This is a genomic window from Rhizobium sp. SU303 (assembly GCF_021052345.1).
GTDB classification, from domain to species: Bacteria; Pseudomonadota; Alphaproteobacteria; order Rhizobiales; family Rhizobiaceae; genus Rhizobium; species Rhizobium laguerreae.
The window spans coordinates 2,825,701-2,849,616 of sequence record NZ_CP088095.1 but is presented as its reverse complement, the minus strand read 5'-3'; the positions used below and the strand labels follow the sequence as shown (position 1 = coordinate 2,849,616).

Here is a 23,916-nt window from a genome sequence, read left to right as displayed (position 1 = left end):
AGGATCGGGACGTTCTCTCTGTCCTCAGCTTCGGTCGAAGACCTCGGGCTGCAATTTTCCGATCTTCATCAGATGTTGCAGCGTGTATGATATCGACAGAGCGTCGTCGAGAGCGTCATGCCCACGCAATGGAGGATGTTCGACCTCGTAATAGTCGGCCAGTTTGTTGCTGGGTGTCTTTGCCAAATCCTCGATCGGCATGCCCGCAGCGACGAGAAGCTTGACGGCGTTGTCGAAGCGGCGGGCCGGGATGGAAGGCTGAATACCGGCGACATAGCAGCTGATGGCCAACATGTTCAGCTCGTCCTTGCCCCACGACCAAAACCGGGCGCCGCCCGAGAAGCTGTCGATGCCGGAAAGGGCATCCTCCAACGCTACGCCATGGGCGTCGATATCCTCTTCTGTGATGCCGGTCAGATTGGTGAAATAAGGATCGAGCGGATACCTCTTACCGAAGCGATCGATGGGCCGGACGTAGGATTTATACGTATCGAGGGTCGGAAACTCGCTTTCCAGGCCGAGCTTGACGGCTCCGATCTGCGCAATGACGGGATCGGGATCGTGGGCCGCGCACCAAAATCTGCGTTGCGAGCCTTCCAGGCAAAGAAATTCACAGTCGAATATGATGGCGGTCTTCATCGTCGACGCTCCTCTGACAAATTATCCGGATTAGTTTAAGGACGAATCCAACGCATGGAGTGCATCCAGATGCAAGCGCCCGGCGTCTCTTTGGAGGCCTATGGCCGCAGGCCAAGCGTGCCGCCTGCAGGTGCTGCCTCGACAATTTCGCTCCCCCGTTTTGGTCGACCGTGGCAAACTGCGATGGCGGTGATCGCGGCATTTCTCGCGAGATCACCATGCAATCTTGCTGAAATCAGAAATTGAGGCACCGCAATGACCGAAATCGGTCGGATCCTTGGTTCGGGTAAAGAGGCCGAAGTCTTCGAATATGGCGCCCTGGCGCTGAAGCTGTACAGGCGCGCCGCCTCCAAGGCGTCGTCATTCAGGGAAGCCGCGAACCTGTCGATTCTTGAGAGCCTCGCGCTGCCGGCGCCAAAGGTCCACGCGGTCGGCGAATTCGATGGGCGCTGGGGCGTGTTGATGGATCGCGCGCCCAGCTCCTGTTTTGCCGACCAATTCGTCTCGACGGCAGGAAGAGCGCCGCTTGAAGACATGGCGCAACTGCATCGAAGACTTCACGAAAAACCCGGCGAAGGGTTGCCGTCTCTCATGGCCAGGCTTTCCGCCAGGATCCGGCGAGCCGAGGGGCTGGATGCTGCGTCCAGAAAGCGGCTCCTGTCGAAACTCGATTCTCTTCCGGATGGCGACAGGGTGTGTCACGGCGATTTTCACCCATGGAATATCCACGGGTCGGGGCAGGGGTTCATGATCGTCGACTGGCTCGACGCCTGCTGCGGCAATCCTTTGGCCGATGTCTGCCGAACATACGTGTTGTTGCACCATGCGATGCCGGACCGGGCAATGGGCTATGTCGAAGCTTACGCCTCGGTCACCGGATCGGAGGTCAGCGCCATTCTGGCCTGGCTTCCCGCGATTGCCGCCGCCCGGCTGACGGAAGGCGTTGCAAACGAAAATGACCAGCTGTTGCGTTTGGCTGGCCTGAGCCCATAACCGTCGAAGCTCCACGCAAGCGTTGGTCTCCGCCTTGCGCGAAGCCGCCATTTCGGCCGGCTATCGGCCTGGCTGATCTATTCGCTGCTTCCTCTGTTCTTTGCTTCCCGCACCAGGTCCGGCATTCCATCGTGCGGACCGAGGGCGTGAGTGGGATGGTCATCCCACCAATCATTATGCAGCGGTCTGCGGTGAGGGTGGAGCGGGTAGAAAATGCGGTTCTCGGCCTTGTGGCGCTCGCCGACGACGAGGAGATGCACTTCGGCTTGCGTGTTGTTGAGGAAACTATGGGCGATCCCGGTGCCGGCAGGAAATCCGACGGCGTCGCCGGGCTTCAGCCGATAGAGATGGCCATCGAGCCAGACGTCGGGCGCGCCTTCGATGACATAGACGAATTCTTCCTCGGCGCTCTCGGCATGCGGAAAAGATGTGCGCCGGCCAGGCGGCAAGCGCTCGTGATGAATGCCCAATTTCGTCAGGCCGAAATAGCGTCCGAAAGGCGCACCGATGCTCATCAACTCGTCGTCATCGTCATAATGCGAGTCGTCAGGCCGTTCGATCTCGCTCCAATGGACGACAAAGGCCGGCCGCTCCGACGTTGCCATGATAATCCTCCTGATGTGAGAGGTTCAGATGATTGAGAACACGGACATGCTGCCGTGAATAGAAGGCGACCGCAAGGGCGAAACGGCAGCCCGCACGCAAGCGGCGTGGCTGTCTGTCGCCATCCGGCTCGGGGGCGCCCTTCGCGCTAACCCTCTCTCCGTGAACGGGACGAAGGGCGGCGTCGGCAAAGCGAATTCTTATCAATGGCAGCCAAAACCCACGTTTCCTCCATTCCTGCGAGAGCACAGGAATGGGAAGAAATGTGGTGCCAGCCTGATCACTGGTGATACGAACGGCTCACTTGGCGGGCATGACGAGCGGCGCCCCTTTGCGGACGATGTAGGTTGCCAATTCCGACGCCTTGCCGCTGCCGACATTCTTCGCAGAGTGAGCGACGCCGGTGGGAATGAACAAGGATTGGCCGGCTTTAAGGGTAATCGGCTGCCTGCCCTCGAGTTGGTATTCCAGGGTTCCTTCGATGACGAAGGCGATCTCCTCGCCGGGATGCGAATGATTGGGGGCGAGAACGCCGGGCGCGAAATCGACGCGCACCTGAACGACCTCGTGGCCGGGCACATCGATATCGTTCTTGATGAGATCGGTGCGCTGTAGCGGCTGTTCCGCTTGTGCTGTCACTGCGCCGCCGAGAACAAGGGCGAGCGCGATAGCCTGGATCATTTTCATGTCGTCATCCTTCCTGAATTGACCATTTCCGACCGGTTGGCCGCATCGGGATTTAAGTCGATGATTGAACCAGGGATGTGTCTGCGGACCCCTATTTTTGTAAGCCAGTGTATCCTGCGGGGGCGGCAGGGCTGCGTGGGGTTGGATGGCTGGGAACAGCTACTCTTTGTGATATTGCGATGAGTTCTTTTGCCAAGCGATACAGACATTCCGTCGCGTCGCCCTTGCCAACCTGCCGTTATTTGGAGAAATAGCACTGCATCGACATGAGGAGACGGTATGGAAATCGTCCTGGTCACTGGGCCGGCCGGCGTCGGAAAATCCACTCTGTGCTGGGAGATGAGCGCTCAGCTTGCCGCTGAAGGCGTGGCGCATGCGGTTATTGAAACGGACGAACTCGATCGCGTGTTCCCGCGCCCTAGCCCGGAGGATCTTGAGAGACACCGGCCTGGAACGCTCGACGTCAGCAGCATCAACCTGGCGGCGATCTGGTCGACATACCGGGCCTTGGGGCACTCGCGCCTGATCATGTCAGGCGTCATGATGCACCTCGCTTTCGACCGGCGGTGGATTATGGCCGCAATACCTGATGCAGAGATCACCGTGGTTCGCCTGGCCGCCACGGAGCCGACGATCCTGGCGCGCCTCGCCCAGCGCGAGGTTGGCTCCGGTGCCGAAGAGCAGGCAGAGCGCTCGCTTCGACAAGCCCGGCGCATGGCGAGTGAAGATGCCACGGGCATGATCGTCGTGCACACGGACGGCAAGACACCCGAGACGCTGTCGAAGGCAGTTTTGCGGGAGGTGGGCTGGCTGAGGAACGGTTGAGGCCCTGGGCGGTAGCCTTCCGTAGGCGATGGCGAATTTGGCTGGAACGTGACCTCCTAGCGTGCCACTTTGGCGAGCGGCACGGCGGGCCTAAAAGAGATGTCTACCCATGATTGACCTGACTTGATGAGGAGCGTGGGGCGACGCCATTGCATGAATCACGCCGCCGACGACGAACCGGAGACCCTGACACCCGCCAGGCCGGCTATATTCGTCACCCCACCAGACGATTCAAAGTCGAATATCTTCTGCGTCACCAGCGCGGCGGCACCTCGGGCCCAGGAATTGTCCTCCCAGTCAGGCAAGAGGGGCGGGGCGGTTCGGAAGGTCCGGGCAGCGAGAGCTTCGCGCAGTGGCGTCAGGAAAGGGTCGCCGAGGGAGACGGCTTCGCCGCCGGCGACGATGACTTCGGGATCGGTAATGTTGACGAGATTGGCAAGGGCGGTGCCGATGCCGCGGCCGGAATCGGCGACGAGGGCGAGAGCCGCGGCATCACCTGATGCGAGCGCAGCCGTCAGTTCCGGCAGTCCCAGTTGCTCGCGGCCAGTCGCTTCCCGCCAGCGTCTCAGCATCGAGGCTTCGGAGTGATGGGCCATCAGGCAGCCGCGCTTGCCGCATTCGCAGAGCCGGCCGTTCTCTTCGTAGAGAGTGTGGCCGAATTTGCCGGCAGCACCATTGGCGCCGCGGTAGAGCTTGCCGTCGACGACAAGCGCGCAGCTGATGCCGACGCCGACGGCCAGAACGGCCATGTTGCGATGCTGGCGGCCGAGCCCGAAGAGCTGCTGGGCAATGGCATAGGCGTTGGTGTCGTCTTCCAGCCAGACCGGCACATGGACGCGGCTGGCGACCAGTGAGGCGAGGGGGACATTGTCCCATTTGAATCGGTAGCTGCGCACGCAGGCCGCCTGTTCGTGGTTGATGACGCCGGGCATGGAGATGCCGATGCCGGCGAGCTTGGCGTCGGGCCGGCCGGCGAGCTTCACCAGTTCAGGAACGGTGCTCGCCAGCAAGTCGGCGACCTTATCCGGGTCGTGGCCGTCGAGACCTACCCGCATGGCGGCGACGGGGTTGGTGGCAAGGTCGGTTGCCACGCACTCCACCGAATCGACCATGAGTTTGAAGCCGATGGCAAGCGCGTGCTCGTAGTTGATATCCACCGGGATCGGGCGACGGCCGGTGAGGCCGGGCACGGTCTTCCCTTCGATGACGATGCCTTCTTCCAAAAGGTCGGCGACGACGAAGGTGACGGCGGCCGGGCTCAAGCCGATGACGGTGGCGATATCGGCGCGGCTCCTCGGCCCCTCGCGCCGGAGGAGATTGAGGATGAGACGTCGGTTCATGGCTCTCGCCGTGGTCTGGTCGCCTTTCAGCTTCACGATTGAGTTCCTTAATTTTGTAAATTAATTATTGCAGGCTGGTTCGATCTATGCATAAGTTTGGCCGCCGATCAACTGAGCTAGGCGGATTATATGCCGGGATCGCGGGTGGATCGCAGCGTTGAATACCTGATCGAGCGCTTCGTGGAGGAGGTGCCGAGAAGGTGGTGTTTGATCGATCAACTGGGAGGAATTCAATGGCATTTTCGAAGCAATTTCCGTCGACGACCCGCAGAAGCTTCCTGAAAGGCGCGGGCATGGTTTCCGCCGCAGCGGTCAGCTGCAGCTTTCCCATCCCTGCGATCGCGCAGACCCAAGAGGTCACGATGATCTCGGCCGAAAACAATGGCGCTGCGCTCGAAGCGCTGAAGGCGATCGCCGCGAGCTTCAGCAAGGAAGCCGGCGTCAACGTCGTCATCAACAATATGGACCACGAGGCCCACAAGACGGCCATTCGCAACTATCTCGTCGCCGGCGCGCCTGACATTTGCTCCTGGTTTTCGGGCAACCGCATGCGCGCCTTCGTCAAGCGCGGCCTGTTCGACGACATCTCCGACCTTTTCGAGAAGGAGAAGTACAAGGACGTGCTGGGTGCCACGGCCGGCGCCGTCACCGACGGGGGCAAGCAATATGGCCTTCCCACCGGCGGCACGCTCTGGGGCATGTTCTACCGCAAGGATGTGTTCGAGCAGCATGGCCTGACCGTGCCGAAGACAGCCGAAGAGTTCATGGCCTATGGCGACAAGTGCAAGGCCGCGGGCATCACGCCGGTGGCGATCGGCACCAAGGAATTGTGGCCGGCGGCCGGCTGGTTCGACCAGATGAACCTGCGCGTCAACGGCCTCGACAAGCATATGGCGCTGATGAACGGCGAGATGAGCTATCTCGATCCCGCGTTGACGCCGGTTTTCGACCAGTGGGAGGCTATGATTTCGAAGGGGTTCTTCACGGAGAACCATACGTCCTTCGGCTGGCAGGAGGCCGCGGCGCTGCTGGCGCAGAAGAAGGCCGGCATGATGAACCTCGGTGCTTTCCTGCGCTCGGCTTTCACCGCCGAAGATCTGCCGCAGCTCTCCTATGCGACCTTCCCGGTGCTCGACGCCAAGGTCGGCCACTTCGAGGAATTCTCGGTCAATTCGATCCATATTCCCGCCAAGGCCAAGAACAAGCAGGGCGCACGCGAATTCCTCGCCTATTTCTACAAGCCGGAGAATCTGGCGGCCTATCTGGAGCCGGCCGGCAACGTGCCACCACGCAACGATCTGCCGCCGAGCAAGGATCCGCTCGTCAATGTCGCCGTCGAGACGATGAAGACGGTGCAGGGCACGTCGCAATATTACGATCGTGACAGCGACCCCGACATGGCGCAGGCAGGTCTCGTCGGCTTCCAGGAGTTCATGGCCAAGCCCGACCGGCGCAAGGCCATCCTGACGCGCCTCGAAGGCACGCGCAAGCGGATTTACAAGATCTGACCTGGACGTCTCAGCCCAGTTTGTTGGTAGGCTGCGCCCTTCACTCGACGTCATCCTCGGCCTTGTGCCGAGGATCTGCTGCGCATCGACGTGGGTAGATGCTCGGGACAAGCCCGAGCATGACGAAAGAGAGGTTGGAGGGCTTTGCCCGCAGCCTACTCTTCGCCTGGGTGGCAAGGCGCCGTACTATAATATGAGGCTCCTGATATGTTGATGTTATGGCGCCGCCAGCGTTGGTGGCTTACCCCGACTTTGCTCATCGCGCCCGCGATCGTGCTGTTCTTCACGGTCATCCTGCTGTCGGCCGTCAGGAGTCTCTGGATCAGCCTGCACGACTGGGATGGCTTCGGCCCGATGGTCTGGATCGGCTTCGGCAATTACGTCGAGCTTTACAACGATCCGCAATTCTACGTGTCGCTGAAGAACAACCTGATCTGGCTGGCGATGTTCATGGCGGCACCACCTCTCGGGCTCGCCATCGCGCTGCTGGTCAACCAGAAAATCCGCGGCATGCGCTTCCTGAAGTCGCTGTTCTTCATTCCGCTGGTTCTTGCCTCGGTGACGGTCGGCGTCGTCTTCACCTGGGTCTATACGCCGGAGTTCGGGTTGCTCGCGCTGATCTTCAGGGCGTTCGGGGCGACGGCGCCGGCGGTTCTCTCCGACGAGCATTTCGTCACTTTCGCCATCGTGATTGCCGCGCTCTGGCCGCAGATCACCTTCTGCATGGTGCTCTATCTCGCCGGCCTCAACAATTTGAGCGAAGAGCTGATCGGGGCAGGGCGCGTCGACGGGGCGAGGGGCTGGAATATGTTGTGGCACATCGTGCTGCCGCAGCTGACCCAGGTCACTTTCATCGCCATTGCCGTCACCGTCGTCGGGGCGCTCAGGTCCTTCGACATGGTGTCGGTGATGACGAACGGCGGTCCTTTCGGTTCGTCCTCGGTTCTCGCCTACCAGATGTTCGAACAGTCGATCTTCTCCTACCGCTTCGGTTACGGCGCGGCGATCGCCTCGGTGCTGTTCGTGATCATGGCCGTCTTCATCGTCTGGTACCTCAGCCGCATCATCCATACCGAAGAAAGGGGAGGCTGATGTATCCTCGTCCCATTCCCGATGCCGCCATCTGGCAGCGCCGCCTCTACGTGCTCGCTGTCGTCATCGTCCTGCTGCTCTGGCTCTGCCCACTGTTTGCGATCATCCTCACCTCGTTCCGCTCGACCGAGGATGTGATGGGCGGCAATCTGTGGGGATGGCCGACCGGCATCGGCGTCATCGATAATTATACTGATGTCTTTACACAGACACCGATGGCCCGCTATTTCCTCAACAGCCTGACGATCACCATTCCCTCGGTGATCGGCGTGCTGGTGCTGAGCACGCTCGCCGGCTATGTGCTGTCGCGCTATCGCTTTCCCGGCAACATGCTGATCTTCGCGCTGTTCGTCGGCGGCAATTTCCTGCCGCACCAGATCATGATGATCCCGGTGCGCGATCTGATGGTCCGGCTCGACCTGATCGATACGACGGCGGCGCTGATCATCTTTCATGTGGCCTTCCAGACCGGCTTTGCGACGTTGTTCATGCGCAATTTCATCGCGGCATTGCCCGATGAACTGTTCCAGGCGGCGCGCGCCGAGGGGGCGTCTCCCTTCCAGACGCTATGGCATGTGGCGATCCCGCTGGTGCGGCCGGCGCTGGCCGCACTCGCCATCCTGATCTTCACCTTCATCTGGAACGATTATTTCTGGGCCGTGGTGCTGACCGTCAGCGACTCCGTCAAACCTGTGACTGCCGGCCTTGCCAATCTTCGCGGCGAGTGGGTCTCGGCCTGGAACCTGATTTCCGCCGGCACCATCGTCGTCGCCGTACCGCCCGTCGTCATGTTCTTCCTGATGCAGCGGCACTTCATCGCCGGTCTGACGATGGGCGCGGTGAAGGGATGAGCGATCTCGACAACGAGCCCTTGGAAGTTCCGATTTCAACAGCAGAGAGCCAGGACGCATGACCAGTCTCGAACTCCGACAGATCAACAAGAATTACGGCGCCTATCATGCGCTGCGCGGCATCGATCTTTCCGTAGCGCAAGGCGAGTTCATCGTCATGGTCGGCCCCTCCGGCTGCGGCAAATCCACGCTTTTGAAGACGATCGCCGGCCTGGAGGAGATCTCCTCCGGCCAGATCCTGATCAACGGCCGCGACGTCAGCAAACAGGAGCCAGGGGATCGCGGCATTGCTATGGTTTTCCAGTCCTATGCGCTCTATCCGCATATGACAGTGGCGGAGAACATGGGCTTCGGCTTGCGCATGGCCAAGCGCCCGAAGGCCGAGATCGAGGCGGCGGTGGCGCGCGCAGCCAAGATCCTGAGGATCACCGATCAGCTGGGGAAACGGCCGAAGCAGCTCTCCGGCGGGCAGCGGCAGCGCGTGGCGATCGGCCGGGCGATCACCCGTTCGCCCGACGTCTTCCTCTTCGACGAGCCGTTGTCGAACCTCGATGCGGCACTCAGAACCCAGATGCGCGTCGAACTCAGCAGCCTGCATGCCGAACTCGGCGCCACCATGGTCTATGTCACCCACGACCAGGTGGAGGCCATGACCATGGCAAGCCGCATCGTCGTCTTGAACCAGGGGGTGATCGAGCAGGTCGGCTCGCCGCTCGAACTCTACCGCAACCCAGACAATCTCTTCGTCGCAGGCTTTCTCGGTGCCCCGCGGATGAACTTCCTCGGCGTTACCCTCGACGAAGTGTCCGGCCGCAATGTCACGGTCTCCGCACCAGGCCTCGTGCCGGTGACGGTGGAACTGGCGGAGGCGACGGTGCTGGCGAAGGGCACCAGCCTGACGCTCGGTGTGAGGCCGGAAAACATATCGATGGTCGCCGACGGGGCGCAGGGCGGAGCGATCAACGGTCAGGTCCGGCTGGTCGAGCATCTCGGCCGCGAAACCATTCTCTATGTCGATGCCGGCAATCTCAGGACCATCGCCTCGGAAAGCGGCACCGGCAACATCACGGTGCAGCTGAGCTACGTCGCGCCTTTTGCCGCCGACCAGAGCGTGGCGCTGAAGCTCGACGCCAACGAACTTTATCTCTTCTCACCCGATGGCGGACGCACGATCAGCGCCCGCAAGACGACCCTCGACAGATAATCACAGGAAACATCACCGTGTCCGACAAGACTCTCTCCGTATGGAACCCCGTCAAGACCGACCGCTTCCTCGTCGGCGCCCCGCATTATCCCGAGCACGTCGATGAAAGCTACTGGGAGCGCGACGCCGAGCGCATGGCGAAAGCCGGCTTCAACGTGGTCAGAATGGCCGAATTCGCCTGGCATATTCTAGAGCCGAGGCTCGGCACCTTCGATTTCGACCTGTTCGACCGTGCCATCGCCATGCTCGGGCGCTACGGCATCGACACGATCATGTGCACGCCGACGGCAACGCCGCCGCGCTGGCTGACCGTGGCGCATCCAGAGATCTTAAGGGTCGACGGCAAGGGCCGGCCGATGAGCCATGGTTCGCGCCAGCATTGCGACACGGCAAGCCCGGTCTTTCGCGAACACAGCCGGCGCATCACCAGAGCGATGGCCGAGCATTATCGCGACAATCCTTTTGTCGTCGGCTGGCAGACCGACAACGAGTTGAACACCAGCATGCCGGAGAGCTTTTCGACGGCAACGCTCACCGAATTCCAGGCCTTCCTCGCGAGCAAATACGGCGAGATCGGCAAGCTCAACACGGCGTGGGGCGGCGATTTCTGGGCGACGGCTTATGACAGCTTCGACCAGGTGGTGCTGCCGATCGAATTCGGCCCGACCTTCCCGAGCCCCGGCCATCTGCAGGATTATCACCGCTTCCTCGCCTTCTCGACGGCGCGTTTCCAGCACGACCAGGTCGAGATCCTGCGCGCCGTCAAACCCTCCTGGTTCGTTTTCCACAATCTGGGTGGCCTCAGGGATATCGACTTTCGCGGCCAGTTCACCACCGATCTCGATTTCGTCGGCTACGACATCTATCCGATGCTCTATGACGAGTTCCAGCGGCTCGGAAACCACGCCAAGGTCCAGGCGCTGCACCTCGATATCTGTCGCGGCTTCTCCGGCAACTACATCGTACCTGAGCAGCAGTCGGGCTTCGGCAGCCAGCCGGGCTTCTGCACGCTGACGCCGGAGCCGGGGGAGCTGCGCCGCATGGCGCTTTCTTCGGTTGCCCATGGCGCCGACGGCCTGATGTTCTTCCGCTGGCGGCCCGCCCATTTCGGCGCCGAGATCTACTGGATGGGCATCATCGATCATGACGATATTGGCCGCCACCGCTATGAGGAGGCCAAGCGCTTCGCGACCGAAATGACGGCGCTGAAGGACAAGATTCTCGGCACCTATGTGCGCATGGATGTCGGCATCGCCGGCTCCGATTTCGACAATCAGGAAGCGCACAAGACCTATCCGATCGGCCTGCCGAGCCCGCAGGACGATGCGATCCTGCTGCACCAGTATTGCTACGACCGCGGCATTGCCTGCGGTTTCATTCATCCTGAGGACGATCTTTCCAAGCTGAAGCTGCTCTATGTGCCCCATTGGGTGATGTGGAAGGACGAATGGACCGAGAGGCTGAAATCCTTCGCCGAGCAGGGCGGCACCGTCGTCATCGGCGCGCGCACCGGCACGCGCAACGAAGACAACCACGTCATCCGCGAGACCGCGCCCGGCACCTCGCTGTCGCAGCTCACAGGCGTGCGTGTCGAGGATTTCGGCCGTCTCGCCGCCCCCGGCGCCAACGGGCTTTTTGATGTGATGGAACGTTCGGGCGGGCTTGTCATTCCGCCGAACAAGCCGGCCGAATCGCACCGGCGCGAACGCCGCTTCAAGATCGGCAACCGCGAACTGGCTGCCGGCTATTTCTATGAAAACCTGGCAATCGCAAGCGATGTCGAAGTGGTTGCGGCCTGGTCCAACCGCTATGCCGAGGGCCAGCCGATGGCGACGTCGCGCAAGCTCGGCAAGGGGCAGGTGGTCTATGTCGGCACCTATCTCACCCCGGATCTGACGGCAGCTCTTGCCGAGCGGCTGTTTGCACCCGTCGGCATCGAGCCGCTGCTCGGCGACCTTCCTGAGGGCGTCGAGGTGACCATGCGGATGAATGACGACCGCCGGCTGTTGTTCATCCAGAACTACACCGACCAGCCGGCCGCCATCGGCGGCGTTCCCGCTGGCCGCGATCTCCTCGATGACGAAAAGCCCGTTGCCGGCAGGCTCGATCTCGAAGGCTACGGCTGCGCGATCATCGAGCTCGCGGGGTGAGTTGCACTCGCCAGGCGAAAGCGTGGCGAGGGCTGCTGCTGCATTCTCCGTCGTCCTCGGCCTTGAGCCGAGGATCCATATCACGGGCGCCGACGGGTGCCATTGTCGATGCTCCGGTCGGTCCCCGGAGGGACTCATTCATAGCGCAGAGGCGCCGATCACGTCCTTTCAGGTCGAGAAGCGAGTCAGGCGTAGGTCATGACCGTTCAATTAAGCCGGCATCCGGGACAGCTTCCAATCGTAGGACCGCAAGAAGCTCACCAGCTCTCGCATGGCGGCACTGGAGTGTCTTTTGCTCGGGTAATAGAGATACCAGCTTGGCAAAAGAGGACTCCAATCCTTCAGAACCTCCGTCAACCGGCCGTTCGTCAGGTCGGGTGTGGCGTAGTCCTCGAAGACATGGGCCAATCCGCATCCGGCGACAGCGGACTGCAATTCGTTGTGTGCCGAACTCACCGTCAATCGTCCCTCCGGCAAGACTTCGAGAGCGTCTCCGCCCTTTTCAAATTTCCAGGATACCAGCGTGCCGCCGGGAAATCGTCGTCGAATGCAGTTGTGGCCGGCGAGATCATTGGGGGTCAGAGGCAGGCCATGCTTTGCAATATAATCCGGCGACGCCACGATCGCGTATCGAAGCGATGGTCCCAGCGGTACTGCGATCATATCTTGTGCCAGTTGTTTTCCGAACCGAACGCCCGCGTCAAAGCCTTGCTCGACGATGTCGATGACGGCTGCGTCGCTGATGAGCTCGACCTTGATGTCCGGGTATGTGTCCATAAAGGCGAACATTGCCGGACAGAGCAGGTGATCGATTGCGGGGCCTGGCGCATTGATACGAAGGGTGCCGGACGGGTTTTCCTTTAACTGGTTAAGGTCATCGACTGCGAGACGGATGTCCGTCAAAGCTGGACCGAGGCGCAGCAGGAGACGTTGTCCCGCCTCCGTCGGCGAAACGCTTCTTGTTGTCCTGTTGAGCAGGCGGATGCCGAGCGCCTCTTCCAAAGCGTTGATTGTCTGGCTGAGTGCCGATGATGAAACGCCTCGCTCCAGGGCAGCGGCCCTGAATCCGCCGCACCTGACGATCGCCGCAAAAACATCCAGGCTATCCAAACGAAGCTGATCCATTGCGAAGTTTACCTTATCAAGCTGCGTAGATTTGCTCGTCTTATCAGCGCAGTGATTTGAGGTCATCTAAATACCTCAACCGCACATGCGGATTGTCGACTGAAAGGAAAAGCAATGGATCGACTCACATTGAACCGGCGAACGGTCATGGTTTCAGCGGTTGCTGGAACGGCCGCTCTGCTGCTCGGAGGTTCAGCCAGATCAGGCAATGCGCAGGTGCAGAGCCCGGACGCCCGTAATGTTGGATATTATCGATTTCGGGTCGGGCAGATCAAAGCGACAGTTTTGAGCGATGGCGTGATCGGCGGCCCACCGACGGTCTATGCCAACGATGCTCCAGAGGCCGAGCTGCAGGAGGTCCTTCGTCGCGCTTTCCTTCCTACCGATCACATGACCCTTCAACTCAACACGCTGCTGCTGGAGGTCGGCGACAGGCGGATATTGCTTGAGGCGGGAGCCGGGGCCACGATGGGACCGAATGCGGGGCGTGTGTTCGACAATCTCGCCGCCATCGGTCTCGATGCAGGCGATATCGACACGATCGTGGTGTCCCACACGCATCCTGATCACGTCGGCAATCTCAGCACTTCCGAAGGCAAAAAAGCGTTTCCCAATGCCACCGTCTACGCACCCCGGGCAGACTGGGATTTTTTTGTGCGCAACAATCCCGATCTCTCCTACATGCCGGTACCAAGGGACTTTCGTGATCGGTTTGCAGCAGCGATCAAACGGAGTGTCGAGCCGATCGCAAAGGACATCGAGCTCTACGAAGCAGGTGCGGAAATCGTGCCGGGCCTCACCACGATCGCTGCGCCTGGACATACGCCTGGCATGGCAACATTCCTGGTCCACTCAGGAAACCACCAACTGCTCCTCACTGCGGACCTTGCCTATCACCCGGTCGTCAACATCGACCATCCATGGCGACCCGGACCTGACCGAGACAAGGATACCGCGCTCGCGTCGCGCCGCCGCATATTCGATATGGCCGCGACCGATAAGCTCCTTGTTCTCGGGTTTCATTACCCTTTCCCGGGGCTCGGACGAATGCTCAAGACCGACATGGGTTACGCCTGGGTCCCGGCGGGCTGGCAGTTCTAATCAGATATCGACCTGGAGGTGTTCTCATGACCCGAACGACAATCGGTCGGCGGCGCTTTTTGGGTGCGATGGGGCTGACTGCCGTCAAAACTAGGCCATTCGTATCGCAAGGCAGTTCACTCCCCTAGATTTCGCTGGAAGAACGCGACCACTTCAGCATTGAACTCCCTGTGGAAAGCGGCACGGTCGAAGCCCGGAGCATCGATACACACTTCCGAAGACAGTTGGGTTTTAGGGCACATCGTCAAAAATGACAGATGGACGGCGTTGGGGACGATTCGGAAGTCAGGCTTTTCCGGCAATACACGCGCAAGTGTCGCCACATTTTCCGGCGATGCGCCGCCACCCCCTCCCAGCTCCGATCCCCATAGCTGAAGCGGAATCGTGACGTCCCTCACGCTATCTCTAGTCTGAAAGACGATGCTGAGGGGGTCTGCGACCACCATCGCCCTGATGCGGGAATCATGCGTTAGCGTCTGGGGCAACGGAGGCTGTTGCGGAGGGCGGGTTTGATTGGCCTGCGGGCAGCCGACTGCTTTCGGGTCGGCGCAACGCGGCGGCAACTTGCTGAAATCTGGACTGGCCCCAGCAAGAACAAGACCAGTATAGCCGCCCTGAGAGAAGCCATAGAAGCCGATCCTTTGCGGGTCGATCTTGGCGGAATCCGGGAAGTCGGTGAGTATGAAATCAATGGTTCGTTTGATATCGACGGGTCGTCCGATCAGGGCGCTCAAGCCATTCCCGCGGCTCATATCGGCGTGGTTTGCGTATGGATGATTGATAGCGACCACGACAAAGCCGGAATCGGCCAGGGCCTCGGCCGTGTCATGATGGCCAAGATACCAGCCGCCATAGCCGTGCGAGATGATCACGAGCGGCAACCTTTCTCCAGCAATCGGGCAATCCGGAACCGCTGGAATCGTGAGCGCTCTGATCTGCATTTCTTCAGGCGCTTTGATGCAAGGCGACCACATCACCGCGTCGATTGCCGGACCATCCCGCCCGCCCGGGATGTGAAGGTATTTCAGGCCTGCCGCCTGCGCAGTCGACATAGTGAGACAAAAAGCGGCCGCGAGGGCCAAGCATATGCGTGTCATGGTGATTGCTCCGATCCGAGAGAATTATGCGGCGGCCCGGCCTTTCACCGCGCGGCTCGTGTCGAGAACGAGAAATTCGGCGACGTTGGTTTTCGCTACTACCTTGCAATAACAGGTAGCGTGTTATAAACAGCCTGTAAATACTGGAAATGACATGGTTGACTCAATCCAAATCCAACTGAGAAAAGGCGCGCTCGATCTGTGCGTCCTCGCCGTGCTGTCACGGGGTGAGAGCTATGGTTATGAAATCGCCAGCACCTTGGTCGCGGCTGTCGGTATGGGTGAAGGGACTATCTATCCCCTGATGCGCCGCATGCAGAATGATGGCCTTGTGGCCACCCGACTTGTCGAATCCAGCAGCGGGCCGCCCCGTAAATACTATCGGCTCACGCCGCTCGGTGAGACCGCTTTCGAGGCGCATCGCAGCGACTGGCGCTCCTTTACGGCGGCCGTCGATAAACTTCTTGAGGATTTATCATGACCAGGGATGCCTTTCTGAACACGCTGCGGCTTGGGCTTCGCGGTCTTCCACGCGAAGAGATCGAAGAAATCATGTCCGACTATTCGGCCCATTTTGCCGAATCCGAGAGCCGGGGACGCAGCGAGGCGGAGGTGGTCTCGGCACTCGGTGAGCCTGCCAGGATCGCGCGGGAACTGCTGGCCGACATCGGACTGAGGCGTTTCGAAAAGCATTGGAGCCTCTCGAACCTTATCGCTGCGGCGATGGCACTGGCCGGACTGGCTATTGTCGATCTCCTTCTCCTGCTGCCGTTGTTCTTACTGGCAATTCTACTGGCGGTGGGGTTTGTTGCTGGACTGTTGGCGATTGCAGCAGCCGGATTGAATGTCATTGTCACGGCTTTGCTTAACCCAGGTGACGCGTTGATGGCTCTGCTGGCCCGCCTTTGTATCGGCGCTGGACTTGTGAGCGGCTTCCTCGGAGGCGGCGCTTTGCTTCTAATGGGGCTGGGGGTCGGTATCCGCGTACTCGGCCAGTATGCGCGATTGCATTTCCGTCTGGTCCGGCCGGATCGGCTCGGCAACTGAGAATTTCAACCAAAGTTATCGAAGGGACGAGACATGACCCGCACACTGGCATTCATCGCGGCAGGTGGACTGATCGGTGCTGCCGCCTTTCTGACGCTCGGAACCGTTCTTTCCGGATCTGGCTGGGCCAGCGCAGCATATTTATGGAACGGGGGATCGACGTGCGAGACTGCGAGCGGCACGCAGCAGCAAATTACGCTGCCTTTTATTGCGGGCGACAGGCTGGTGATCGACTTGCCCGGCTCCATACACTACCGGCCGGGGGAAAAGGCAGAGGTTGTCGTCAGCGGAGACTCAGCGCTGCTCAGTCACCTGCGCATCGAATCCGGCCGACTGGGCCTGGATTGCGCGCCTGGCTGGTCTGCGTCGCAGCTCGATGTCAAGCTATCGGGGCCAGCCATCACCAGATGGGATTTGCTCGGCAATAGCGACCTGACTCTGTCGCAGATCAACCAGCCGGAGCTTCAGGTGAACATCAAGGGCAGCGGAAATTCCTCCGCGACCGGAATTGCAGACGCAGTTAATCTCAGCATTTCCGGCTCTGGCGAAGCCCGGTTTGAAGGCCTGACTGCGCAGTCGGCGACGGTGAAAATCCGTGGGAGCGGCGATGCAAAGGTGACCGCAAAGGTAGATGCGGATGTTTCGATTTCCGGGAGCGGCAATGTCGAGTTGTCGGGGCATCCGGCGATGCGGCGTGCAGAGATCAAGGGTAATGGCCGCATCGTGCAGATACCGTGAACAAGGACGTCATCCGGCTCGACGCGTCAATGTCAGCAAATGGCGCCTAGTTGCCATGCCTAGCAAGGCTGCTGGTCCTCCACACCGAATTCAGGATTCTTTGTTCAGGTGCAAGTGGCACACCGCTTACAAGTTCAACCAGGACCGCGTCCAGTCGACAAGCGTGCCGATGGTTCCAAAGAACAGCGACCTATAGCGGGGCCCCTAATCGGGCCTCGCTCGCTGCGCAGCGGTTTGCGTTGGAAAATATGCAAAAAAAAGCATTTCCGTACTCAAACAAAACGGAAATGCTCTCTTAATTTAGTGCGGAGCTATACTGATCAGCTCCACACTGCTCGCACCTGAATTCGTGGCTATTCGTCTGATGTCGCCGGCGCGGCGTTCTCCAGCGAGGTGCGAATTTGATCGATCTTCCCGTTTGCGTCGCCAACCCCGAGAATGGTTTTGGCCTGGCTCAGAACCGCGGGACTGACTTGACCGGTTTTCGTTGCGGAAGCCAATGCGTCCTCCAGCGCCTCATCCCCCAACAGAGGGTCATCGGCCGCAGGCTCGATTCCGTTGTCGAGCTCATACTGGGCATAAGCCATGGCATAGGCGGCGATGGCGGTCATGCGCGGGTCCGACGTATGCATCAACGCCTTGTAGTTTCGCTTCAAGGAGTTCAGGCCCGCAAGTTGCGCCGACAGGTTCTTTTCTTTGGTGCTGACTTTTTTCTCGTCCGCCTTGTCGGACTTGGACTTGCTTACCGCCTCAGTGGACTTGCCTTTCGCGCCTTGCGATTTGCCATGGGTTGAACCGCTACCTTGGCTGCTGCTGCCATGGTTGCCGCTGTTTCCACTGCCGCCGTGACCGCCGCCATTGCCCCCACCGTTGCCGCCACCGTTTCCACCGCTCTTTGCTTGTGCGGTCATGTCCATTCCGGCAATCGTTGCCGGGCTTGCTGCAAGAGCCAGCGAAAGCGCGGCCAAGGACGCTAGGGTTGCTATCCGCATTGTTTTCCTCCAAGTCGGGTCAAGCGCGGTGCAGATGCACGGCTTGAACAGATACGAGAGGTTAGACGGTGATCGCGCGTTGCACATCGGACCGAGGTCCGATGTCGGCCCCGGCAATGGTCTTAGACGGCTTCGTATACTTAACGATTCCTGGTCGGGACGGGAAGCCGGGAGACCGAGGAGCCGAGGCGTAACTTCGAGATTTCGGATGTTTAATTTGCTCCCGGGACCGGGCAGTCCAGGTCCCCGTCATTGCACTTCAGGTAAACCTTGAGCGCTTCCGTGCGGCTTTGAGTCAGGCCGTCGTGGCACGAACTGTTGACGAACGGATAGGCGGTGCCACCCTGGACGGTCGAGCTTTGGAAATTGCACTCGGCATCACGGAATGCAATCCATGCCTTCTGGGTCGCTACGAGAAGCTTGGTGGTGTCGGCATCATCCTTCAGCCGACCTTCGATCTCCTTGTAGACCTTGTTCATCTCCGCATCCGACTTCTTCAGGGATTCAGCAGCGCAGATGTTCATGTCTGACTGATTTGTCTTATCGCCGCAGTTATCATCTGCAAATGCGAACGTTGACGTCGTCAGGACCAAAGTGACGGACAGCAACAAAGCTCTCATAATGGACCTCTTTCCGATTGAATGGATATCCAAACACCGCATGCCCCGTTGCCGGTATTAACCCCATTTCTGCTCCCTGCCATCAAGCCGACGTCATCTCACCATTCATTTTCCATGGGTTGGTGACGGTTTCATTACCTTGGGTACGCCTTGCTGAGCGAGCACGATACATTCCAGGCTGGCAGTCCATTTTCGGTAAGCTATCTCGGCCATACCTTGGCATAACTGGAAACAGCTCGCCGATCCGGGAGCCGCGGGCCTGTTATCGAAAACATGTCGACTTGATGCAGGACGCCTCGCTGGGTTTTGCGAGAGCGTCAAATGGCATTCAATAGAGAGTCACGCCAGGCGCAAATCGACAAGCGGGTGTAACTTCTTGAGATTCGGCAGCGATTTCGCTTGCCAAGGATATTGGCTGGTGCCTTTGACGACGAGCAGGAGGTCGCCCATCTTTCTGGCTTCAATCGTCAGCTTGGCCAGGAGATTTATGCCAGAGGAGTTGAGGAACTCGAGACCCGTCAGGTTGAATGTCACCTGTTTGTGCCCCTCATGGAGCAATCCTGATATCAACGAGTAAATGGGCGCATAGGCGTCCGGTCCCGCCAGCCGGAATACGCCATCGAAATAGACCTCGTTTTTCTCAGCCCATACGCGGAAGTTTTCGTCGCTGATTTCCATTCTTCGCTCACAGATTGGAGGAGGGCGGCATCGCCACGGCTGCAGTCGTCGTCAGTATGATACGCTGGTTATCGTTCCCTTCGAATGCCCATGCCATTTTTGCATCGTAATCGCTCAGAAGGGTCAGCAATCCCAAGCCCGAACCGCTTTCTGCCGATATGGCATTGGTTTCGATTTGCTCAAGAAGAAGTTCCCCGGGGTCCCTCGATTGAAGGCGATGCAGCAGTTGCTGAAAGCGAGAAGATGTCACGCCATCGATCGTGTTCTTCACCCTTATTAAAAAAGTACCGTCGAATATGCCGGCTTCAATGAGGATCTCCCCAGGCTGTCGAAACTTGACGGCATTTTCGATCAGCTCATTGCTGAGATATCCGATGTCATGATGCGCCTGCACATAGTCTTTTCTCGAACGTGAATACCGCAGAGCCATGACTTCCGCTATAAAATCGGAAGTCATTCCTGAGTGCTTCCATCCAAGCTGAAGCGGTCCGTCGCTTAACGTGAGACGCGTGCTTGAATCCAAGCTTATGCCCGCCAGAGATTCGATACCATATACCGTTGGCGTCATGTCTCACCTATGTCGCACTGCGAGAAGCGTGATGTCGTCGTAAATCTTCTGCGATCCGATGAAGAGCATTAATGTCGCTACAATTCCGGAGACGACTTTCTCAGCGCTCTGGTCCTTCAAGCGCAGTGCTTCGCGGCACAGACGTTCGATGCCAAAGAGTTCTCCAGCGTCGTTTTCGGCTTCTGTTACGCCGTCCGTATGCAGGAGTATGAGGTCGCCCGTCTCGAAGGTTATTTCCCGGGTTTTAATGAAGGCAGAAATATCGGCTTCCAGCCCGATCGGTATACCCAGATCCAGGGTGTCTATGCGCTCGACCTCGCCGTTCGCCCGCACGACGACAACTTCCTCGTGTTGTCCCGACAGGATCATCTCTTTGCCGTCGTAGTCAAGAAACGCCAGAGTGAGATGCTTATCGATTTTGGTCCTCACTATATTTTTAAACAGGGCGCTGTTCAGGTCTGTGAGAAATTTGACTGCGTCGGTATTTCCTGCTTCCTGCAGGGCGCGGGCGACGGACTGAACCATCAACATCAGCACGCCGCTTTCGAGCCCGTGTCCGGTGACGTCGCCGATGCCAATCTTCAACCGATTTCCGCTCTTCAATACGTCGTAATAGTCGCCGCCGACTTCTTCTGCAGGTCTCATATAGGCCGCGATCTCAAGGGCCTGAAATTCCTCAAGCTCCTGGTGCAGCGGAAGAACCATGAGCTGGATCCTCTCGGCGACGGCGAGTTCCGTTCCGAGACGTCGATTTTCTCGCTGGAGCTGTGCGTTCAGGGTCGAAATCTCTTCCTTTGCATCTTCGATTTGAGCTGTTCGCTCTTCGACAAGCTGCTCGAGATTTTCCGTGTGATAGCTGATCTGTTCGGCCATCCGATTGAATGCTTCACCAGCCTCGCCGACCTCATCTTTGCTTGTTATGGCCACCCTGACCGAATAATCTTTCGCCTGAATCCGTTTGGCGGCATCTGCAAGTGCACTGATTCCGCTCGTTATTCGTTTCGAAGCCGCAATTACTGCTATAGCCACAACAAGCAGTGACATTAGGATCGCCAGGATTTGGTAGAGCACAATCCGGTTGGTAGCTTCCGAAATTTTGGCTTGGGCCGCATAGAGGGAGGCCTGGATTTCTCGTTCAGGCACAACCACCCCCAGCAACATCGCCTCTTGCCGAGCCGGGCCACTGACCCAGAGATTGGTCGCCGGCAGTTTCTTGACGATAGCGATATAGGGGACCTCGTTGCCGTCCTGCTGCAACAGCAGGTGCTGAATGCCCTGTTCTCGGTCAAGAGCCAGTTTGGCGATGGCAGGCTGGGAGCTTCCCTTCAGGGAGCGCTCCAGGCCGGTCAAGGCGCCGGCTCCGCTCGCATCGCTCGCAGAACGCAGACCGAGGGTTTTTTCTCCTGTGCTGTTGATCGCCACAACGTTTCCGTCGGACATTGCGAGAAATCCAAAGCCGGACTGGGCCACTTTCACATTCTCAACAATCTGCGCGAGCTGGTCGAGTGTGATGTCCGCGCCAGCCGTCCCGGCGACATCCTGCCGGTCGGCTGTCCACAATGGATGAAAGAAACTGACGATCAGCTTTCCGGTAATGGCATCGGTATATGGAGCGGTCTGCGTGATATCGTCGGCGACCGGCCGCGTTTTCGCGTCCTTGGCCCAGCTCTGCCAGGACTCGTAAAGCCCGGGGAAAAAGAAGTCCCAGAAATCGGCTTCGTTGTGCCCCGAATAAAGGCGATCGAAGGTCTGAGCCTGGTCGGTGTAGGGCGCCGTCCTGAAGATTGGCCGTTCTTTCGGTCCGATGTAGTACATCTGCAGCTTGGAAGCGCCGTGCTGCAGCAGGCTCGGCGCAACGATGTCGAGAACCGCGCTCGTCTCTAGATCGCGCTGGATGTCGGGTTTCGGCCGATGGTCAGGTCCGAGCAAGTAACCCCAGACGCTCACAACCGAAGCGGAGCCGGGCAGGTTCTGAGACCATTTTCCCTTCTCGTCGTAAACAAGGCTGACGCTGCCAGGCGATGTGCGCGCGATCGCCGCGCCGACATCGGAATTACGCTCGGGATCGTCGATTTGCGCCTGGAGCACACCTGCCAAGGTGCCGACGTCGCTATGAACCTGCCGCAGGAGCAAACTCACCTGGGCTGCGGTGGAATCGGCATATGTGCGGATGTATTCCTGGCTTGCTGCTTCCAGACCCTGTCCGACTTCGAGGGTGGCGTCGCGCGACAGCCTCTGAACATTCCAAAGTGCTAGTCCGCCGCTGACCAGCAGATCAAAGAGGACAGCTCCACCGACAACCAAGATGAACTTTGCCCGAAATGAACCTAGTCTTGCCGGTCTTTTCGATGAGCTTCTGTCCATCACAGTGGCTTTCGGCCGGAAGCTGCCCAGATCGGCCAGCCTGCATAACCCTTGGGGTGAAGAGCAGCAAAGACATGATCTTTGAATCCCTGCCGGAACCTGCGAATGAAATCCGATGAGTCACCCCGCCGAACGGCCATCTCACCCGCGTAGACATTTTCCCAAGCTTCGATGATGTCTGCGAAGTCTTGGGGATCCCCGTCAAGGTTCGTGACCACAAAGCAATCGACCTTGATGCTATCGAAACCCGCGTCGGTGAGGAGATGGCGGCTTTTCGGCCCCATCTCGACATCCATGTCGAAGTGCTTGAACAGTTTGGCGACTTCCTCGTAAGTCCATTTTATGGATTCAGCATGTGGCTCGCCCAGACAATGCGAATTTTTTTCGTTCGTGATGTAGACGCGGCCGCCAGGTTTACAGATGCGGTAAAGCTCCCTGAGCAGCATCTCGGGACGGTTGAAAATCTGCAGTGAATGTCGGCAGGTGACAAAGTCGAATTGATTGTCTCGCAGCAGCATTTGCGACGCGTCACCATACGTGTACTCGATTCCCTGCAGATCGAAATCGGCAGCGACCCTGCGAGCATATTCGAGGCTGCGCACGGAATGATCCAGCGCAACAAGGCGTGCCGGTTTAAATTCCCGTTGAACCAGGGCGGCGAAATCACCAATTCCGCAACAGATATCTGCGATGACAAGACCGCTGCGCAGGCCGTGGCGAGGCAACAGTTCGCGTTCGTGCCTCCATGTCATTTTCGTCTGGGTACGCAGAATGGGAATGAAAGTCTCATCCTCGACAAAGCTCTGGCCCGGATAAAATGCCGAATCGTAGACTTCAACCGACAGGCTTGGTTGTGATGCCGCCAGCGTTTGGAATAACGACGTCGACCATGCCACCACGCTCGACGTAATGATGACGATCTTCCGTTCCGGTCTGATCCGGCAACTTGCCGCGAGTATATCGGCCAGGGCCGCGAAGGCAGTCATGTTGATGTGCGTCAGACGTTTGACATTGACGTAAACGACCCCGCTATATTTTTCCAAACTTTGCTGCACCAGCTTGAGGGTATCGGCAATTTCAGCGGCGCTTTCAGGCCGCATCTTGCCAGACAGCAACAGCTCCTGATTTGTCGGATCAAAATGAACAGTGAAGGGTAGGGGAAGCAGGCTCATTGGAAGTCCTCGGTCGAGGGGAAATCCGCAATGATTTGAATCCCTTGTCTGCCGTCTTTCTCAATTCGGATCGTGGCGCGGAATATTGCTGCCAAATCACTAAGTAAAACCGTCCCGTCGGATTTCATCACCACGTACCCAGAGCCGGCGCGGCGGACAGGCTGGTGTTCGCTTGCTCTCGCACTCGTGTGCTCTCGGCTAGATGCTTCCTCGCACGGAAACGTAATTCTCAGCCGATTGAATGTCGCATTCCGGTAGAGACTGAAACTGATCCTTCCCAGCTCGCTCGTCGAACGGAAAGCAAGTTCGATGAGCTCGTTCGTCGCGACGGAAAGAAAATTGGAATATCGAGCGGGATCGCTGTGTCCTTGGCCGAGAATGTCTGAGAGATATTCCGTAATCTTGTCGCAAAACTGCCATCGGGACTTGAACATCGCAACGTTCAGTTCCAGCGATACCATCGGCGCAAATGCATGGTCATCGAAGCTAGCTGCTTCCTGTTCCAATACACCCTCCCTTCTT

General features: G+C 58.9%; 24 protein-coding genes. 11 read left to right on the top strand and 13 right to left on the bottom strand.

Features of this window, described 5'->3' with window-relative positions; genetic code table 11:
* Positions 1 to 24: 24 nt before the first annotated feature.
* Positions 25 to 639, bottom strand: a complete 615-nt coding sequence (locus RlegSU303_RS14320) for a 3'-5' exonuclease (RefSeq protein ID WP_131719088.1) — start codon at positions 637 to 639, stop codon at positions 25 to 27.
* 255 nt (positions 640 to 894) lie between these two features.
* On the opposite strand from RlegSU303_RS14320, the gene RlegSU303_RS14315 reads away from it, so the two are divergent.
* A complete protein-coding gene (locus tag RlegSU303_RS14315; protein ID WP_017961090.1) occupies positions 895 to 1,632 on the top strand; it encodes a phosphotransferase family protein in 738 nt (245 codons plus the stop codon).
* A gap of 77 nt (positions 1,633 to 1,709) precedes the next feature.
* Here RlegSU303_RS14315 and RlegSU303_RS14310 read toward each other — a convergent pair whose 3' ends face one another.
* Both RlegSU303_RS14310 and RlegSU303_RS14305 read right to left on the bottom strand, forming a co-directional pair.
* A complete protein-coding gene (locus tag RlegSU303_RS14310; protein WP_017961089.1) occupies positions 1,710 to 2,237 on the bottom strand; it encodes a cupin domain-containing protein in 528 nt (175 codons plus the stop codon).
* 298 nt (positions 2,238 to 2,535) lie between these two features.
* Positions 2,536 to 2,922: a cupin domain-containing protein gene (locus RlegSU303_RS14305; protein WP_017961088.1), complete on the bottom strand. Its 387-nt coding sequence runs from the start codon at positions 2,920 to 2,922 to the stop codon at positions 2,536 to 2,538.
* A 279-nt stretch (positions 2,923 to 3,201) separates the two neighbouring features.
* On the opposite strand from RlegSU303_RS14305, the gene RlegSU303_RS14300 reads away from it, so the two are divergent.
* On the top strand, positions 3,202 to 3,747 hold the full coding sequence (locus RlegSU303_RS14300) for an AAA family ATPase (protein ID WP_131620358.1): 546 nt from the start codon (positions 3,202 to 3,204) through the stop codon (positions 3,745 to 3,747).
* 158 nt (positions 3,748 to 3,905) lie between these two features.
* Here RlegSU303_RS14300 and RlegSU303_RS14295 read toward each other — a convergent pair whose 3' ends face one another.
* Positions 3,906 to 5,123 (bottom strand): ROK family protein, encoded by a 1,218-nt coding sequence (locus RlegSU303_RS14295; protein WP_131620359.1) that lies wholly within the window; start codon positions 5,121 to 5,123, stop codon positions 3,906 to 3,908.
* Positions 5,124 to 5,320: 197 nt separating this feature from the next.
* Here RlegSU303_RS14295 and RlegSU303_RS14290 point away from each other — a divergent pair, with 197 nt between their 5' ends.
* From RlegSU303_RS14290 to RlegSU303_RS14270, 5 genes are all read left to right on the top strand, one after another.
* A complete protein-coding gene (locus tag RlegSU303_RS14290; protein ID WP_131620360.1) occupies positions 5,321 to 6,595 on the top strand; it encodes an ABC transporter substrate-binding protein in 1,275 nt (424 codons plus the stop codon).
* A 207-nt stretch (positions 6,596 to 6,802) separates the two neighbouring features.
* Positions 6,803 to 7,687: a carbohydrate ABC transporter permease gene (locus RlegSU303_RS14285; RefSeq protein WP_017961085.1), complete on the top strand. Its 885-nt coding sequence runs from the start codon at positions 6,803 to 6,805 to the stop codon at positions 7,685 to 7,687.
* A complete protein-coding gene (locus RlegSU303_RS14280) occupies positions 7,687 to 8,538 on the top strand; it encodes a carbohydrate ABC transporter permease (protein WP_017961084.1) in 852 nt (283 codons plus the stop codon). The genes RlegSU303_RS14285 and RlegSU303_RS14280 overlap by 1 nt, the downstream gene beginning before the upstream one ends.
* A 58-nt stretch (positions 8,539 to 8,596) precedes the next feature.
* Complete coding sequence (locus RlegSU303_RS14275; protein ID WP_131644767.1) at positions 8,597 to 9,742, top strand: ABC transporter ATP-binding protein; 1,146 nt, start codon at positions 8,597 to 8,599, stop codon at positions 9,740 to 9,742.
* Between the two features lie 17 nt (positions 9,743 to 9,759).
* Entirely contained in the window at positions 9,760 to 11,892 is a 2,133-nt protein-coding gene (locus RlegSU303_RS14270; protein WP_131644766.1) for a beta-galactosidase, read from the top strand.
* Between the two features lie 210 nt (positions 11,893 to 12,102).
* Here RlegSU303_RS14270 and RlegSU303_RS14265 read toward each other — a convergent pair whose 3' ends face one another.
* Positions 12,103 to 13,083, bottom strand: a complete 981-nt coding sequence (locus RlegSU303_RS14265; protein ID WP_131719087.1) for a LysR family transcriptional regulator — start codon at positions 13,081 to 13,083, stop codon at positions 12,103 to 12,105.
* 48 nt (positions 13,084 to 13,131) lie between these two features.
* On the opposite strand from RlegSU303_RS14265, the gene RlegSU303_RS14260 reads away from it, so the two are divergent.
* Positions 13,132 to 14,118, top strand: coding sequence for an MBL fold metallo-hydrolase (locus RlegSU303_RS14260; protein WP_131644764.1), 987 nt, complete (start codon positions 13,132 to 13,134; stop codon positions 14,116 to 14,118).
* A gap of 116 nt (positions 14,119 to 14,234) precedes the next feature.
* On the opposite strand, the gene RlegSU303_RS14255 is transcribed toward RlegSU303_RS14260, so the two are convergent.
* Entirely contained in the window at positions 14,235 to 15,215 is a 981-nt protein-coding gene (locus RlegSU303_RS14255) for an alpha/beta hydrolase family protein (protein ID WP_131719086.1), read from the bottom strand.
* Between the two features lie 154 nt (positions 15,216 to 15,369).
* Here RlegSU303_RS14255 and RlegSU303_RS14250 point away from each other — a divergent pair, with 154 nt between their 5' ends.
* From RlegSU303_RS14250 to RlegSU303_RS14240, 3 genes are read left to right on the top strand one after another with little or no spacing between them, the layout of a single operon-like run.
* A complete protein-coding gene (locus RlegSU303_RS14250; RefSeq protein WP_017961078.1) occupies positions 15,370 to 15,696 on the top strand; it encodes a PadR family transcriptional regulator in 327 nt (108 codons plus the stop codon).
* Entirely contained in the window at positions 15,693 to 16,262 is a 570-nt protein-coding gene (locus RlegSU303_RS14245; RefSeq protein WP_131644763.1) for a DUF1700 domain-containing protein, read from the top strand. The genes RlegSU303_RS14250 and RlegSU303_RS14245 overlap by 4 nt, the downstream gene beginning before the upstream one ends.
* Before the next feature lie 33 nt (positions 16,263 to 16,295).
* Complete coding sequence (locus RlegSU303_RS14240) at positions 16,296 to 17,000, top strand: GIN domain-containing protein (RefSeq protein ID WP_131644762.1); 705 nt, start codon at positions 16,296 to 16,298, stop codon at positions 16,998 to 17,000.
* A 353-nt stretch (positions 17,001 to 17,353) separates the two neighbouring features.
* On the opposite strand, the gene RlegSU303_RS14235 is transcribed toward RlegSU303_RS14240, so the two are convergent.
* From RlegSU303_RS14235 to RlegSU303_RS14205, 7 genes are all read right to left on the bottom strand, one after another.
* Positions 17,354 to 17,992 carry a hypothetical protein gene (locus tag RlegSU303_RS14235; RefSeq protein WP_131719085.1) on the bottom strand — a complete coding sequence of 213 codons (639 nt, stop codon included), beginning with the start codon at positions 17,990 to 17,992 and terminating at the stop codon, positions 17,354 to 17,356.
* Between the two features lie 212 nt (positions 17,993 to 18,204).
* A complete protein-coding gene (locus RlegSU303_RS14230; RefSeq protein WP_072637953.1) occupies positions 18,205 to 18,612 on the bottom strand; it encodes a lysozyme inhibitor LprI family protein in 408 nt (135 codons plus the stop codon).
* A gap of 339 nt (positions 18,613 to 18,951) precedes the next feature.
* Positions 18,952 to 19,290: a slr1659 superfamily regulator gene (locus tag RlegSU303_RS14225; protein ID WP_017961073.1), complete on the bottom strand. Its 339-nt coding sequence runs from the start codon at positions 19,288 to 19,290 to the stop codon at positions 18,952 to 18,954.
* Between the two features lie 7 nt (positions 19,291 to 19,297).
* Positions 19,298 to 19,858 carry a slr1658 superfamily regulator gene (locus RlegSU303_RS14220; protein WP_017961072.1) on the bottom strand — a complete coding sequence of 187 codons (561 nt, stop codon included), beginning with the start codon at positions 19,856 to 19,858 and terminating at the stop codon, positions 19,298 to 19,300.
* A 3-nt stretch (positions 19,859 to 19,861) separates the two neighbouring features.
* Complete coding sequence (locus tag RlegSU303_RS14215) at positions 19,862 to 22,222, bottom strand: SpoIIE family protein phosphatase (RefSeq protein WP_032992153.1); 2,361 nt, start codon at positions 22,220 to 22,222, stop codon at positions 19,862 to 19,864.
* Positions 22,222 to 23,394 carry a class I SAM-dependent methyltransferase gene (locus tag RlegSU303_RS14210; protein ID WP_017961070.1) on the bottom strand — a complete coding sequence of 391 codons (1,173 nt, stop codon included), beginning with the start codon at positions 23,392 to 23,394 and terminating at the stop codon, positions 22,222 to 22,224. Before RlegSU303_RS14210 ends, RlegSU303_RS14215 begins: the two co-directional genes overlap by 1 nt.
* Positions 23,391 to 23,900, bottom strand: a complete 510-nt coding sequence (locus tag RlegSU303_RS14205; RefSeq protein WP_027668883.1) for a hypothetical protein — start codon at positions 23,898 to 23,900, stop codon at positions 23,391 to 23,393. Before RlegSU303_RS14205 ends, RlegSU303_RS14210 begins: the two co-directional genes overlap by 4 nt.
* Positions 23,901 to 23,916: the final 16 nt, after the last annotated feature.

What these genes read in the sequence shown, in the direction of transcription:
- RlegSU303_RS14265 (WP_131719087.1), bottom strand. Translation starts at nt 13,083, where the DNA reads ATGACCTCAAATCACTGCGCTGATAAGACGAGCAAATCTACGCAGCTT.
- RlegSU303_RS14255 (WP_131719086.1), bottom strand. Translation starts at nt 15,215, where the DNA reads ATGACACGCATATGCTTGGCCCTCGCGGCCGCTTTTTGTCTCACTATG.
- RlegSU303_RS14305 (WP_017961088.1), bottom strand. Translation starts at nt 2,922, where the DNA reads ATGAAAATGATCCAGGCTATCGCGCTCGCCCTTGTTCTCGGCGGCGCA.
- RlegSU303_RS14220 (WP_017961072.1), bottom strand. Translation starts at nt 19,858, where the DNA reads ATGACGCCAACGGTATATGGTATCGAATCTCTGGCGGGCATAAGCTTG.
- RlegSU303_RS14210 (WP_017961070.1), bottom strand. Translation starts at nt 23,394, where the DNA reads ATGAGCCTGCTTCCCCTACCCTTCACTGTTCATTTTGATCCGACAAAT.
- RlegSU303_RS14275 (WP_131644767.1), top strand. Translation starts at nt 8,597, where the DNA reads ATGACCAGTCTCGAACTCCGACAGATCAACAAGAATTACGGCGCCTAT.
- RlegSU303_RS14230 (WP_072637953.1), bottom strand. Translation starts at nt 18,612, where the DNA reads ATGAGAGCTTTGTTGCTGTCCGTCACTTTGGTCCTGACGACGTCAACG.
- RlegSU303_RS14245 (WP_131644763.1), top strand. Translation starts at nt 15,693, where the DNA reads ATGACCAGGGATGCCTTTCTGAACACGCTGCGGCTTGGGCTTCGCGGT.
- RlegSU303_RS14300 (WP_131620358.1), top strand. Translation starts at nt 3,202, where the DNA reads ATGGAAATCGTCCTGGTCACTGGGCCGGCCGGCGTCGGAAAATCCACT.
- RlegSU303_RS14235 (WP_131719085.1), bottom strand. Translation starts at nt 17,992, where the DNA reads ATGCGGATAGCAACCCTAGCGTCCTTGGCCGCGCTTTCGCTGGCTCTT.
- RlegSU303_RS14225 (WP_017961073.1), bottom strand. Translation starts at nt 19,290, where the DNA reads ATGGAAATCAGCGACGAAAACTTCCGCGTATGGGCTGAGAAAAACGAG.
- RlegSU303_RS14215 (WP_032992153.1), bottom strand. Translation starts at nt 22,222, where the DNA reads ATGGACAGAAGCTCATCGAAAAGACCGGCAAGACTAGGTTCATTTCGG.
- RlegSU303_RS14315 (WP_017961090.1), top strand. Translation starts at nt 895, where the DNA reads ATGACCGAAATCGGTCGGATCCTTGGTTCGGGTAAAGAGGCCGAAGTC.
- RlegSU303_RS14240 (WP_131644762.1), top strand. Translation starts at nt 16,296, where the DNA reads ATGACCCGCACACTGGCATTCATCGCGGCAGGTGGACTGATCGGTGCT.
- RlegSU303_RS14310 (WP_017961089.1), bottom strand. Translation starts at nt 2,237, where the DNA reads ATGGCAACGTCGGAGCGGCCGGCCTTTGTCGTCCATTGGAGCGAGATC.
- RlegSU303_RS14290 (WP_131620360.1), top strand. Translation starts at nt 5,321, where the DNA reads ATGGCATTTTCGAAGCAATTTCCGTCGACGACCCGCAGAAGCTTCCTG.
- RlegSU303_RS14250 (WP_017961078.1), top strand. Translation starts at nt 15,370, where the DNA reads ATGGTTGACTCAATCCAAATCCAACTGAGAAAAGGCGCGCTCGATCTG.
- RlegSU303_RS14260 (WP_131644764.1), top strand. Translation starts at nt 13,132, where the DNA reads ATGGATCGACTCACATTGAACCGGCGAACGGTCATGGTTTCAGCGGTT.
- RlegSU303_RS14320 (WP_131719088.1), bottom strand. Translation starts at nt 639, where the DNA reads ATGAAGACCGCCATCATATTCGACTGTGAATTTCTTTGCCTGGAAGGC.
- RlegSU303_RS14285 (WP_017961085.1), top strand. Translation starts at nt 6,803, where the DNA reads ATGTTGATGTTATGGCGCCGCCAGCGTTGGTGGCTTACCCCGACTTTG.
- RlegSU303_RS14280 (WP_017961084.1), top strand. Translation starts at nt 7,687, where the DNA reads ATGTATCCTCGTCCCATTCCCGATGCCGCCATCTGGCAGCGCCGCCTC.